At 40.2% G+C, this 13671-nt stretch carries 11 protein-coding genes; 5 read left to right on the forward strand and 6 right to left on the reverse strand.

The genetic code is table 11. The features are described 5' to 3' along the window. Positions 1–21: 21 nt before the first annotated feature. From O7C57_RS17960 to O7C57_RS17985, 6 genes are all read right to left on the reverse strand, one after another. Complete coding sequence (locus tag O7C57_RS17960) at positions 22–1296, reverse strand: bifunctional O-acetylhomoserine aminocarboxypropyltransferase/cysteine synthase (RefSeq protein WP_154622212.1); 1275 nt, start codon at positions 1294–1296, stop codon at positions 22–24. Between the two features lie 281 nt (positions 1297–1577). Further along, positions 1578–2816, reverse strand: a complete 1239-nt coding sequence (locus O7C57_RS17965) for an aromatic amino acid transport family protein (RefSeq protein ID WP_154622211.1) — start codon at positions 2814–2816, stop codon at positions 1578–1580. Positions 2817–3114: 298 nt separating this feature from the next. Next, positions 3115–4473 (reverse strand): anaerobic C4-dicarboxylate transporter DcuC, encoded by a 1359-nt coding sequence (dcuC, locus tag O7C57_RS17970; protein WP_154622210.1) that lies wholly within the window; start codon positions 4471–4473, stop codon positions 3115–3117. A gap of 230 nt (positions 4474–4703) precedes the next feature. Then, positions 4704–6095, reverse strand: a complete 1392-nt coding sequence (locus tag O7C57_RS17975; protein ID WP_269723399.1) for a carbohydrate porin — start codon at positions 6093–6095, stop codon at positions 4704–4706. 177 nt (positions 6096–6272) lie between these two features. Further along, positions 6273–6728, reverse strand: coding sequence for a regulatory protein RecX (locus tag O7C57_RS17980; protein ID WP_154621812.1), 456 nt, complete (start codon positions 6726–6728; stop codon positions 6273–6275). A gap of 83 nt (positions 6729–6811) precedes the next feature. After that, positions 6812–8272 carry a DUF4026 domain-containing protein gene (locus tag O7C57_RS17985; RefSeq protein ID WP_154621811.1) on the reverse strand — a complete coding sequence of 487 codons (1461 nt, stop codon included), beginning with the start codon at positions 8270–8272 and terminating at the stop codon, positions 6812–6814. A 236-nt stretch (positions 8273–8508) separates the two neighbouring features. Between O7C57_RS17985 and O7C57_RS17990 the strand changes: the two genes are divergently transcribed. The 5 genes from O7C57_RS17990 to O7C57_RS18010 all read left to right on the forward strand — a co-directional run bounded on the left by O7C57_RS17990 (position 8509) and on the right by O7C57_RS18010 (position 13464). Next, positions 8509–8691, forward strand: coding sequence for a hypothetical protein (locus O7C57_RS17990; RefSeq protein ID WP_154621810.1), 183 nt, complete (start codon positions 8509–8511; stop codon positions 8689–8691). Between the two features lie 201 nt (positions 8692–8892). Next, entirely contained in the window at positions 8893–9894 is a 1002-nt protein-coding gene (locus O7C57_RS17995; RefSeq protein ID WP_154621809.1) for a hypothetical protein, read from the forward strand. Continuing rightward, the gene (locus O7C57_RS18000; protein WP_154621808.1) at positions 9894–11039 is read left to right on the forward strand and encodes a BamA/TamA family outer membrane protein; all 1146 of its coding nucleotides are present in this window, start codon (positions 9894–9896) and stop codon (positions 11037–11039) included. The genes O7C57_RS17995 and O7C57_RS18000 overlap by 1 nt, the downstream gene beginning before the upstream one ends. Further along, positions 11039–12184 (forward strand): DUF4056 domain-containing protein, encoded by a 1146-nt coding sequence (locus O7C57_RS18005; RefSeq protein ID WP_269723400.1) that lies wholly within the window; start codon positions 11039–11041, stop codon positions 12182–12184. The genes O7C57_RS18000 and O7C57_RS18005 overlap by 1 nt, the downstream gene beginning before the upstream one ends. Before the next feature lie 473 nt (positions 12185–12657). Next, complete coding sequence (locus O7C57_RS18010) at positions 12658–13464, forward strand: protein bax (RefSeq protein WP_154621806.1); 807 nt, start codon at positions 12658–12660, stop codon at positions 13462–13464. Positions 13465–13671 lie beyond the last annotated feature (207 nt).

Raw genomic sequence — 13671 nt, forward strand, 5'->3', positions numbered from 1 at the left:
GCTACCTCTGTTCAGATAACGTTATTGAGCTGCTTTCAATGCTTGCTCAAGATCTGCCAAGATATCATCAATATGTTCAATACCAATAGAGAGGCGGATCATATCGCGCGAAACCCCTGCTTTGGCTAATTCCGCATCGTTAAGCTGGCGATGGGTTGTTGAAGCGGGGTGGCAAGCTAATGACTTAGCATCACCAATATTCACGAGTCTCACAATTAATTTTAATGCATCAATAAAGCGAGCCCCAGCGTCTTGCCCACCTTTAATGCCAAATGACATGATACCCGCAGGTTTACCTTGCATGTATTTTTTCGCTAATGCATGCTCAGGATGACTTGCTAATCCCGCATATTTGACCCAAGCCACTTGAGGGTGGTTTTCTAAATATTGAGCCACTTTTAGTGCATTCTCTGTGTGGCGTTCCATTCTTAAAGCCAGCGTTTCCAAGCCTTGTAGAATCAAAAATGCATTAAATGGAGAAAGTGCCGCCCCCGTTCCGCGTAAAGGCGCGACGCGACAACGAGCAATAAAAGCAGCTGCACCAAAGTGTTCCGTATAGCTGACGCCATGGTATGCAATATCAGGTTCCACCAATAGTGAGAAACGCTGCGCATGTTCTAACCAAGGAAATTTACCCGAATCAACAACCATGCCGCCGATAGAGGTTCCATGCCCTCCAATATATTTGGTCAATGAGTGTACGACGATATCAGCACCGTGCTCAATGGGACGGCATAAATAAGGTGTGGCCACCGTATTATCAACGATTAACGGTACGCCGTGGCGATGAGCCACTTCAGCTAATGCTGCAATATCGACCACAAATCCCGCTGGATTCGTGATGGATTCACAAAATACCGCCTTAGTTTTATCATCTATCAGCGCTTCTAATGCGGCTAAATCATCATGCTCAGCAAAACGTGTTTCAATCCCGAAACGTGGCAACGCATGCGCCATTAAGTTATATGTGCCACCATAAAGTTTGGCAACAGAAACAATATTATCTCCCGCTTGTGCGATAGTTTGAATTGCATAAGTGATAGCCGCCATTCCTGATGCAACAGCAAGCCCAGCAATCCCACCTTCTAATGCCGCCACCCGCTGTTCTAGTACATCATTCGTCGGGTTCATAATACGAGTGTAAATATTGCCAGCGACTTTTAAGTCAAATAAATCTGCACCATGCTGAGTATCATCAAAAGCGTAAGAGGTCGTTTGATAAATCGGAACAGCAACCGCTTTTGTGGTGGGATCAGGAGAGTAGCCTGCGTGAATCGACAATGTTTCTAATTTCATTTGTTATCCTTATTATGCCGTAGTAAAGGGTACCGTCAGTTCTATGACTTCTGTATTTACTACGTACCTGTTATATAAATAGATATTACCTAACAGTCTCTAGCAGACAACCCGTCTCAACTTGAAATTATTTCACACAGACAAATATCTTAAGTATTAATGACTCTACAGTATTAACTCACCGTAATTCGTTATTTACTAGGTTATTTGTTATAAATTTAAGATATAAAAAAGCCCACAACAATCACTTGCTGTGGGCTTTTTTTATTCTGGGGCATCAATTATTGAAACGCACCATAGATAACTGATGTGATTGAAGCTAAACCACAAATTAAAGTGAACGCTTGTGCAAGAGCTGATGTGCTGAATTTTTTCATCGCTGGCACAATACGCATCGCAACCACAGGTAGAATAAACAGGATAGCCGCAATCATTGGGGCCCCCATCGTTTCAATCATACCTAAAATGCTTGGGTTTCTAATTGTGACGATCCATGTTGTTAATACAATGAACAACATAGAAGCCGTTTCAATTTTTCTCACAGAGAAAGATGAACGAGATTTAATCAATCCAACTAAACCTTCATGAGCCCCTAAGAAGTGTCCAAAATAACTGGATACAATAGCCGCAAAAGCAACAATTGGGCCTAAGTAAGATAAGATTGGTGATGGATTAATGTTAGCAATGTGCGACAACACGCTAATGTTCTCTTTTTTCGCGATTTCTAGCTCCGCTGGATTTAACGATAACACCACCGAAAAGACAAAGAACATCACGAATCCAGTTAACATCATCGCAGCGCCACCTGTAATCATATCCGTTTTAATAACGGCTTGGTCACCAAATTGTTGACGTTGATCTTTGGTGAACTGGCTGATGATTGGGCTATGGTTAAACGAGAATACAATCAGAGGAATCGCCATCCATACCACTGCTGGCATTGCACTCCAATCAGGTGCCACTTCAAGCATTGAAGTGTTCCATTCTGGAATTAAATACAAAGAAAGCGCTAATAGAATGAAAACCAGCGGATAAACCATCATGGAAGTCACGCGTAGCATTAAATCACGGCCAAATAACACACCGGCAGTCATTGCACCAATCAATACGCCAGACAGTAGCCAACGAGGAATAGGCTCCATGCCAATTTGGTTTACTAAGAATGAATCAACGGTATTAGTAATCCCAACGCCATAAATCAATACGATAGGATAAATAGCGAAGAAGTAAGCAAATGTGATGACGTTTGCCCCTACTTTACCGAAATGCTCTTCCACGGTATCCGTAATATCAGCATCTGGATTTTTTGCCGATAAAACAAAACGAGCTAATCCTTTGTGGGCCAACCAAATCATTGGGGTCGCAATTAATGCAAGAATCACTAATGGCCAAAAACCCCCAGCACCGGCTTTAATAGGTAAAAATAACACCCCTGCACCAACCGCTGTACCGAATAAGGATAAAACCCACGTAAAATCTTTATAGGTCCATTTATTAACTGGTTTGTCTGTCGTCTTCATAGCATTTTTCATTATTTATTTAACACAAAAAAAGATGTGCGGATTTTGCATCAATTGCCATTCAGTACCTAGCTTATTTTTTGGCTTTTGTTTGGCTTTTTGGTGTAGATCTCAAAAAAAGGTCTTTATAAGGAAAAGTAGACAGAAATGAAAAATAAAACACCTCATTTCATTTAAAAAAAACACACGTAAAATTAACAAATTTTCGATTAATAGCCTGATTAACTATCAACATATAAATTAAATTTGGCTAGAAACAGACTATTTCTAGCCATTTTGATACTAGATTGATGAATAACTAGAGATAAACCGGAACTAAAATTTCGGTTGCAATAATCACAACAACCAATCCAACTAACACGGGAACTGAAGTTCTTTTCACGACCTCAAATGGTGAAATTTTCGCCATACCGGAGACCGCAACCACCACCCCAGAAACAGGTGATAAGGTACGCCCTAAATTGGAAGCCTGTAACATAGGAATGACTAAATAAGCAGGGTTAACGCCCATTTGTTTCGCTAGATGTGGGATCAACTCGACAAACGCATAAAAAGGCGCATTACCTGAACCTGTCGTCATCGCAGCAAGCATAGTAATAATCACCAATGCAATCATCATCACTATCGCGCCGGAACCGAAAGATTGTGCAAGGTCGATCAACCCCTTGATAAAGCCAATGGTACTTAAACCTTGTGCAAATATACCGGCGGCCACTAATAACATAACGACACTCGCAAATGCATCCGCCATGCCTTTATAACAAGTATCCAGCCCAGCATAAACGTGCTTAGCACTGAAGCTACGTAAAAATTCAATAATTGCGGCTAAAATAATGCAGCCAACAATGATAGTTACGATATGCAGTTCAGGCGCCCATTTACCATCAAAAATCAGTACGCCAATAATTGGCGTAAATGGCAAAATGGCATAAAAACTAGGTGCATGCGTTTTAATTTCATTCACGTCTAACATTTCAACGTTAACGTGCTCTTTTCTATCAAGAAAGCGCTGCCAGAAAAAGTGCGCTACCGACATCGCGATGATCGCCGCAATGGAGATTGGCAGCGTTGTTTTAAAGGCAAAATCAATCAATGGCATCTCTGCGGCTTTTGCCGCTAAAATCACATCGCCAGATGTCGGCGCCAATATGATTGCCGCGGGTGAAGCACAAATCGCTGCGGCGGCACCACGGCTAATACCGACATTCACCATAACGGGGAATAAGGTTGCCATTAACAATACACCTAGCCCCGTGGCTGAAGAAACGGCTAATGACATCAAACAGGCAACAATATAGGCTGCAACCATTAATATATAAGGTGAGTTGATCATTTTTAATGGTTTAGAGGCAATTTTCACCACCACATCATTTGCACCAATGTGGGTCATATAAGACGCGAATCCACACAGCACCATGATCATCATGCCTAAGTCGCCACCGCGACTCATCAATAAGAATTTGATATATTCTAAAATATCTGTAACACGCCAACCCGTCGCCTTCACGGATTCAGGTAAAATACTTTTCCCCATAATTGCGGTAATGATCAGTAGTAAAATACCCCCTGTCATCAGCACGCCCGTTGCCGAGTAGCCTTTAATAATGTAGCGCCCAACGCCGATTGCGACGATGACGCCAATTAACAGTTCAACCATATATTTCTCCTGCCTGAAATAATTTTAATTTTAGTTAACTGTACTCTGCCCAATATATAAGCGAAATTTACTGACGCGGATCATGTCATGAACAGATAATTATCATAAAAAAATAACTATTCGCTTTGCTTTATAGAATGGACAAGAATTTTTGAAGGCAGAAATACTCAGGGCGATTTCTCTATATTTTTAATATTTTTTAAAGAAAAAGCCCTCTAGTAATTTAAAGGCTAAAATAGATATTTGAAACGAATACGAAACCCATATCGTTCATCATCGGACTTATCAATGAGTTCGCTTTTCGCTGTTGCTATCGTTGAGTAGTAAGCACCCAAATAAATATTATAGTTTTCAATGTGTAAGATATTGGGGATTTCGTAAGAAACATACAGAGTATGTAAATCATATTTTCCTGGAACGCCATTGAGGACCGACTCATCATCCAGTACATATTGATATTTATTCGGATTAAAATCTTTAATATTATTGTGAGCGTATATATAACCTAAAACGAAACGACGCCATTTTGCATATCCGCCAGCTGAAAAGTCCGTTTCCGCATTAGCCTCCATATAAGCAGTATTAAAAGCGGCTTTAATGCCACTCATTTTATCTTTTGATGTGGTATCCCAAGTGATATTTAAACCATAGCCATTACGTCTTGAAAAATCTTGCCACTTGCCATCAATTGTCGCACCATAAGCGTTATGCATAACTTGGCTCTCCATCGCCAATGCAATTTTCAATGGTTTTGGTTTCCAAACAGCGACAGGCCGAAGATAAACTGCACTTTTTCTGTTATCAAGGTCGTAGCCATGATAGCGCTCATCACCAAATAATGCGGTTCCATCTTCAACTAAGGTATTCACTTCAAAATACCAATTGTCCAACCTTTTCGAGAGCTGGATACTTCCACCATCATTTGAGCGACCCCGACCTTCTTTCAGCATATAAACATAACCATATCCATCGGTATATAAGCTATTTGAGGTGTTACCTGAGTGAGAAATGAAAATATCTTGGTCAAGGGGGAACATACTATAACCTTCATACCGCCCGACTTTAATTGTCCAGTCATGATGTTTTCCAAAATAAAAGAAAGCATCATCTAACCCGATATCCCCATCTGCCTTAGCAAGAGGTTCAACTTGAAAGCCAGTTTCATTACCATTGGCGAGTTGGTGTTTACCTTGGAAACCCAGCAAAATGCGCCCATTTATATCCCAATTATCATTTTTACCACTATTGGCACTTTTACTCACCGCTTCACGTATCGATGTCATTTGCCCTTTACGACTGGAACCATCGATATTCAGCTCAATATTTCCGTAGATCTTTAACTCACCATTCTGCTGATTAAATTTAATAGTGGGTTTTGTTGTGTCTGTCTTTAGCGCTTCTTTAGGTTGGGATGATGGTGTCGTTGCCTGTAATGTCATCATCTGTGCTAATTTATTGGCTCGATTTTCAGCACTCTCCGCTCGCTGAATAGCTTCGGCTGTCAAAATCTCAAGCGCTTTAATGCGCGACGCCATATCCGCTAGCGTTATATCGGCCAGAACGGTTACAGGTAACGCCCCCCAAAACATGCATGTTATTTTAATTAACCAATTGATCTTCATAGCATTCCTTAGTTGGAGAAAGGGTTTTTATCGCCCAACCAAGATTGCTGAAATTAACCGTAAGTTTTATTTTTTATTATAAGAATACTGCATATTAAATGACCAAAAAAACGGTGTATCATCACAATTTTAACGATGCCTACAGCAGAATAATGATTAATAAATCAGATAAAATTTTTAGCGAAACTGCTCAAAAATCATGTCACCCGAAAAGCCACGATATTGTAAATAACGAATCTGTTTACTTTTTTCTTTAAAATCACTCGGAATATCATCACTAAATTTTTTACGACGTACTGTCGCCGCAAGTTCAAACCAATCAACATCCGTATTCTCAAATTGTTGGTCAATCAAAGTAGCAGCAAACCCTTTTTGTCGTAACTCTTGTTTAATACGCAGCGGTCCATAACCTTTACGGATATAACTTTGAAAATGCAGTTCCAGCACTCGAGTATCATCAAGAAAATGTTGTTCACTCAGACGCGCAATCACTCGTTCAATCAGCGTTTCATCAACAATCCCTTCATTCTTTTCATACATACGACGTTTCATACGCGCATTTAGCTCCTCTGTTCCATAATCGCGACGAGAAAGCATAAATAGTGCATATTGATATAATTCAGATTCAGTCATAGATAATACTCAACAATAAAAAATGGGCACCTAATGTACCCATTCTATATGCTAATGCATTCGAAATGCAGTTAAGTGGCGTCTTAGTGAACTTGAGCACCCGAAAGTAATTTATAAATCGTATCAGGTGTGTAGTTACCATCTTGATAGTAGATAGTCCAATCAGTGATATCATCACGCGTAAGCGGATAAACCTCTCCTTCTTGCATCGTCTGCACATAGAAAGGATGATTGATCAAACGACCTTCAAAGTGATCACCATTCCAAGACACGGGCTCAAACCACATGTGCTCATGACCTTCATAGTCTTCTTCTTCATCACGATAGCCAATTCCACACTTCACTAAGAAACGCCATTCGCTCTCGTCTTGCTCTTCTGATTTTCCAAGCAGTTTAGATAGAAAACCTTTCTTTTGTACAACCGGTTTTGGCCCATAATTATCGAGCATGTGGGTAAAATATTCCCAACGTAATTTTGCTTTACGAGACATATCCGCGGTTTCTTCATCAGTACGCATAAACATCATCGCATTTTGATCTTCAAAACCTTTAAAGAAGCTTTCTAGAACTGGCTCTTCTTGTGTGACTCTAAATAACATAACAGATGGGTGTTGATGGGATTCATCGCGATCATTCCAATCGCCCATAAACCGTTTTGACGCCGCGTCACCAAAGTCATAATTCATCTCTTCAAGCGGTTTCAAATTATCAATTGGCGTTGATTGCCCTACATGTTGTAAACCTTCTTCAAACGGTAGTGCCACTAAATATTCGTAACCACTTTGTGTTTGACCAATAAAAATTGGCTCATTAAACACAATTTTGCCATGCGTAATACTATTGTTAACAAAACTCCAGAACAGCTCAGGAATACCGTAATAAGACGCGATAGGATGTGGGATAATAATTTCCGCTTCCGATAACCCACAGCGCGCAAGACCATGAGTGTGGAACCAATACATTGTTGGCCCACGTTCTTCAGCCGATTGTTCTTCAATTTCATCAGTATCATAGATGGCATGAACGACATATAAAGAATCAATGCTTGGCATCAAATCATCAAGCAATTGGAAATTCAGCCACTCGCGGGTAAAGACCTTACCCGCCGCGGACAAATCAAGTCCTAACAATAAGTCGGGAACTAATATCTGTATAATTCTTAGCTGTTGTAAGTAACTCACTAAAGGCTGATCTTGAAATAGGCATTCAACGATAACGGCTTGTGGCGCGGCACTCGCCTCAGCATATAACTCCGGGCTGATTGGATCTGTAGAGAAATAAGGATTAATGACATATTCAGGGTCACTATCCACCAGAGAAATATAAAAACGTAGCTCTTCCTCGCCTTGCTTACAGGTAAAGAAAAATTCCCCTTCACTTTCAGGTATGTAGTCAATCTCTCCATCAGTAAAATAGTTTTGCTCTTCTAAACGTTGTTCTAGACGCGCGAGTGTTAATTCTGAAGCAGGAATTGCCACCATTGAAGAAGCTTCTTTTTCACCGTTACCGGCAGCGATATCGAGGTATTGTTGTTTATTATTCATTATATAAGCCTATAATTTGTTTACTCGCCCAAGGATAACAGCTTAGTCTAGCCATTTATATTGTGAATAATCTTAACGAATTCATATTAAAATATTTACCTGTACATTTTAAAATAGTCACTATCGAACAAAGTGTTATTGTACTTTGCAATCAAAGATCACTCAGGCACAATAGCCTTAACGTAATTCTCTAACCGTAGCTCCGCTTTAATTGGGCTGAATAATGGATATTAAATATGGCAGAACTCACTAAAGAGCAGAAAAAATACGTTGACCAATTGGCGATGGAACGTGTTTATGACATGAATAATGATGACGTGCTCATCAATGCGCTTGAGCAGAAAGTGCATCAAATGGAAGATCACTTAAAAGCCTATTTCCATGAACGTGTCCATTTCCATCAAAGTAAGCAAAAATAACAACAAAATGGGTAATAAAAGAAGTGATCTTAAATACTTCTTTTATTACTTCTTAACTTTAATCAAAAAATATCGAATTAAACCCTTATTTCCATAAAACACAGCATTTAACGCCATCTATTAATTAACTTATTATGCTAAACTTGAACTCATCTTTTATTGATGTGTTTTCTCTTGTTTATTTCAATGTAGAGTCCATTTATGACACGCATTCAACTTAGCAAAGCGTTGCTACTCTCTTGCTGCTTTTCTATTCCAGTCAGCTTTGCAGATAGTGACCGTCCACTTTTTTCCGTCACCATGAGTGAGTCTGGCGTTCCACAAAATAACAGCGAAGGCGGTATTACTCGCTCATCTTCTAGCGAATCTCGTGTATTGCCTATTTGGGGAGATGAAGCACGCGCTCGCGGTTATGATATCCCAGAGCCTTTTGGTGTGAGCTACGGCTATATGAACCTGCGCCAAGATGTTGTGGTGGATAAAATCGGTTTTATTTCTAATTCCAATATGGATTTAGAAAAAATGCTTCATATCGAAACCGGACATACCCGTAGTAAAAATGAATCTCATGTATTAAAGCTTGATGCATGGGTATTCCCTTTTATGAATGTATACGGTCTTTATGGAAAAACAAAGGGAACATCAAAAACCAATCTAAATAACGTAGAAGCGCGCATGAAATTGCCTTGGGGTAAAGATTGGATTATCCCTATTGGTAAAGATTTACCATTCGAATTAGATTATGAAGGGAAAACCTATGGTGGTGGCGTGACCTTTGCTGGGGGCTATAACCAATTCTTTACAACTCTAGATGCTAACTATACTAGAACAAATCTAGATATTTTAGATGGTAATATTTCAGCCCTAGTCATTACCCCACGTATTGGTTATGAGTTTATTTTTGATCCTCTGATCAGTGGTCAAGGAAATACAAAAATTCAAGTTTGGACGGGTGCTATGTACCAAGATATTACCCAACGTTTTAAAGGGGATGTCAGCAAACTTAATCTCCCTCCCGAGTTAAGTAAATTTATGGCATTAGCGCCTAATGACATGAAATTCGATGTCAAACAGCACCTTGCCCATAAATGGAATAACACGGTAGGGGCGCGTGTCGAACTAACACGTCACTTTAATGTGTTAACTGAAATTGGTTTCAATAACCGTAATAGCTTCTATATTTCAGGTGAGTTCCGTTTTTAATGCTCCAGCAACAATATTTGCAAAGGCTGACACTGCTCAGCCTTTTTATTACCCTACCCATTCAAGCGGAATTATTGCCTGATCGGCAAAAAATCGATGTTTGGTTAAACCAACTCGGTGGCTCAAATAGTTTTGATGAAAGCAAAACCATCGACTGGGGCATATTACCCGGTCCATTTTATACGCCAGAAATGGGCGTAGGAATTGGTACTGCACTCGTTGGTTTATATCGCATCGATAAAGACGATAAAACGACTCAGCCCTCCTCTGTTGGTTTAAGTGGATTTGCTTCCTCTACTGGCGCATTTGGCGTTAATTTCACCAATTATAATTTTATCGACCACGACCAGTGGCGATTATTTATTTCAGGTACTTTAAATAACATCCCTACTTATTATTGGGGGAAGGGGTATGCCGCGGGAAAAAATGACCATAATAAAGAAAAGTATCATTCCCAAGAATTCCAAATAACGCCCCGAGCGCTATATCGTCTGGCAGATGCCACCTATGTGGGATTAGGTTGGCAGTTCTCCTCTATTAATGCGAGTGATCCTGATGAAGGTGCTAAACGCTATTTTCAGCAAGCTATTGGGGGTCGTTCAGTGATCAACTCAGGTATCAGTGCTTATTTTAGCTATGATACACGCGATTTCTTACCTAACGCTCACCACGGGCAGACTTTTGAAGCCATCTATACCTATTTTTCCCCTAGCCTAGGCAGCGATACGCGTTTTCAGAGTACGCAACTACAGTATGCTTATTATCATGAGATAACAGAAAAAACCGTCATTGCACTTGATAACTACGCACGATTTACCACTGGTGAAGTACCGTGGAATCAACTCTCTTTATTAGGTAACACGAATCGTATGCGAGGCTATTACGAAGGGCGCTATCGAGATAACAACATTTTTACGACCCAATTAGAGCTACGGCATAAACTTGATTGGCGTCATGGTGTCGTTGGTTGGCTCGGTACTGGAACGATGAGTGACAGTCCATCTGAATTAGGTGAAGGCCATTGGCTGCCGACTGTCGGTGTCGGCTATCGATTTGAATTCAAACCTAGAATGAATGTACGCCTCGACTTTGGTGTCGGCCGTAATAGCACAGGTTTCTATTTCCAAGTAGGGGAAGCGTTTTAATGCTGAAACCATTAATAGTCACTATTGGTATTCTGTTGCTCACAGCCTGTCAAAATAGTGCACCTTCTAAACTTGCGGCTGTATCACCTGAACTTAATAGTGATACTCATGAATTTGCGTCACAGTCATGGCCTGTCCTTGAGCCTTTAGAACCACCTCAAGGTTTACGCGCCTGTTGCGCTTTTGGCTATGACCTGCAAGCACAACTTTGGGGGATCCCAGTTCCTTTCTACACTATCGATAATATTGTTGAAGCCGATAAATTAGGTGAACATCATTACAATGATAGCTTCTTAGGTGCTACCGCCGCATTAATGGGCGTCAGTGATGAAAAAGTGGGCCTTTTATACACGGATAAAGGGGGATTCATTGATATTTCCCATGTTAGAGACACAGCTGACTATACCATCTTTTTGTTTAGCCAAATTTATCCAAGGCTCGGTGAAAGCTGGACGCTCAAATTAAGTGACGAACTCGCTAGCAGGCAAATTGTTTTTAAGCCGTTTACACCACCGGTTTCCACCGAACAGCGATATACTCTCAGTGCTTACTTAGCTGCAAAGCTCGCATTCCAACTTGCCGCTTGGCATGAAATAGCCCAATGGTATGGCTATCAATCTGTGCCCGGTTTTTCAGAAGGGATTTCTGCTTTTTCTCCGGAGGATTTATATTCCAATCTACTCGGCGCTCGCCTATCCATGACACTGATCTTACAAGGTAGAGCCCAGTCACTGCCTTTATTTTCCCAATCTATGGAAGATATACTCCCTACGGCATTGGAACAACTTGGTGCCAATACTAAGCTACAGACCCGCGCTATGTTCGATAGAGTCGATGGATTGTGGTGGAATAGCTACCAGCGCGTTCCTGAAAAATTCCTCGTATTAACTCGCGATTATGATACTAGCGATAACCGCTATCCTTTAATGCCTTTGCAAATGGTGCCAACAGAAAGCTTACGTTTAAGCTTACCTAATGAATATCAAGGATATTCTTTGCAAGAGCTTGCTCAATTTAGGTTATTACCTACATCAAAAATGGCACACTTACCGACTCCGCAGACATACTGGACAGCGGCTGATTTTTCCACGCTCTCTGAAGCAGCAAAACAACAAGATCAGCAGCAACAGATATTATCATTTTGACCGTTTTTAAAGGTAGGTAGAAATTGTACGATTGAACACTTTTTCGCCTACCCTTTCCTCAACACGACACACTTTTTCGTTTAATATCGAATCAACACAAAGAGACATTTTTGTATCTTCATCTTCTGACAAACGGTTAAATTTCTTATTTTGCCTAAAAAATAGGCTATCAACCGCTTAATAAATAACCAAATTAACCCCATAATAACTCATGTAACTGCATGTATTTTGACCATATTTAGGATAAGTAACATGTTTTCACTCGCACAAACGTTAGCATTATTTATTAATTTCAGATCAAACACAAAAAAAAGGAATTAAAACTGTTTTTAAATCAATTAAATACAAAAGATACACTTTAAAGACAAAACAATACAGTAATTTAGCTAAAGTCAGCCGGATAAAAGTAGCTCCCCCAAAATTATTCTGCTACTATTCGCTCGATTTTTGTTCAGAGAAATTAGGAGAAGCAAATGCCCTCTCGAACGATGAGGACAAACGCCGTCTTCGCTTTCTTACTGTTATTGTTATTTTCGGGTTTGAGTTTCGGCTCAACAAGTACCAGTACCACACTCAAGAAAGAGTATTCTCACAAGGCCGTGCAGAGCTCAAATCAGGCTCAAACCTCTCTGCCTGATTTGCGAAAATACCCGTCCGGTACACCACGTAAGAAAGCGTTTTTAAAAACGATTGTCCCAGTGATTGAAAAGGTCAATCAAGAAATAATGGCGGAACGTAAATGGTTACTTTCTGTTCGCTCGAATAAAAAATGGAGCGCTCAGGAGCTACGCCGTCTTGCTCAAATTTGTAAAAGCTACGGTATGACCTGTACCACCCCAAATAAAATGAATTGGGATAAGCTATTGAGCCGTGTTGATATCATGCCTACCCATTTGGTTGCAACTCAAGCAGCGACGGAGTCAGGTTGGGGAACATCACAGCTAGCACAGCAAAATGGTAACCTATTTGGTATGAGATGTGGCAGCGGTTGCCAACTAAAACAAGGAAAGATTAAAGGCTATTCCGCATATGATTCTGTTGAAGAAACAGTTTCAGCCTACATGAAGAACATGAATACTCACAATGCTTATGAGTCGCTACGTTCGTCTAGAGCGAAACAGCGTCTATCAAAAGATGAGTTGGATACAACAAAACTTATCAATGATATGAAAGGGTATTCACAGTTAGGTTCATCTTATAACCGCTATCTACAAGAGATGTACGTGAGCAATGAAGAACTGATTACACAGGCTCAAAAAACGGCATCAAATCGTATTTAATTTGTATCACCAGGTACACGTTCCTACTAAAAATCCACTTTTTTATAAAGTGGATTTTTTCTTATTGCAACAATGCTGATTATTAATATGATGTAAATATTCATTTATACTTCAAATGATTCGAGATGCAGCTAAACAATCGAGGTAAAGGATCGAGAAAACATGTGGATGTCGACGATTCGAGAGTCTCCTCTATCAGTCACGCTA

Source organism: Providencia sp. 21OH12SH02B-Prov (assembly GCF_027362595.1).
In the GTDB taxonomy this organism is placed as follows: Bacteria; Pseudomonadota; Gammaproteobacteria; order Enterobacterales; family Enterobacteriaceae; genus Providencia; species Providencia zhejiangensis.

What these genes read in the sequence shown, in the direction of transcription:
- O7C57_RS17975 (WP_269723399.1), bottom strand. Translation starts at nt 6,095, where the DNA reads ATGAAGATCAATTGGTTAATTAAAATAACATGCATGTTTTGGGGGGCG.
- O7C57_RS17985 (WP_154621811.1), bottom strand. Translation starts at nt 8,272, where the DNA reads ATGAATAATAAACAACAATACCTCGATATCGCTGCCGGTAACGGTGAA.
- O7C57_RS17965 (WP_154622211.1), bottom strand. Translation starts at nt 2,816, where the DNA reads ATGAAGACGACAGACAAACCAGTTAATAAATGGACCTATAAAGATTTT.
- O7C57_RS17980 (WP_154621812.1), bottom strand. Translation starts at nt 6,728, where the DNA reads ATGACTGAATCTGAATTATATCAATATGCACTATTTATGCTTTCTCGT.
- dcuC (WP_154622210.1), bottom strand. Translation starts at nt 4,473, where the DNA reads ATGGTTGAACTGTTAATTGGCGTCATCGTCGCAATCGGCGTTGGGCGC.
- O7C57_RS18010 (WP_154621806.1), top strand. Translation starts at nt 12,658, where the DNA reads ATGCCCTCTCGAACGATGAGGACAAACGCCGTCTTCGCTTTCTTACTG.
- O7C57_RS17995 (WP_154621809.1), top strand. Translation starts at nt 8,893, where the DNA reads ATGACACGCATTCAACTTAGCAAAGCGTTGCTACTCTCTTGCTGCTTT.
- O7C57_RS17990 (WP_154621810.1), top strand. Translation starts at nt 8,509, where the DNA reads ATGGCAGAACTCACTAAAGAGCAGAAAAAATACGTTGACCAATTGGCG.
- O7C57_RS17960 (WP_154622212.1), bottom strand. Translation starts at nt 1,296, where the DNA reads ATGAAATTAGAAACATTGTCGATTCACGCAGGCTACTCTCCTGATCCC.
- O7C57_RS18000 (WP_154621808.1), top strand. Translation starts at nt 9,894, where the DNA reads ATGCTCCAGCAACAATATTTGCAAAGGCTGACACTGCTCAGCCTTTTT.
- O7C57_RS18005 (WP_269723400.1), top strand. Translation starts at nt 11,039, where the DNA reads ATGCTGAAACCATTAATAGTCACTATTGGTATTCTGTTGCTCACAGCC.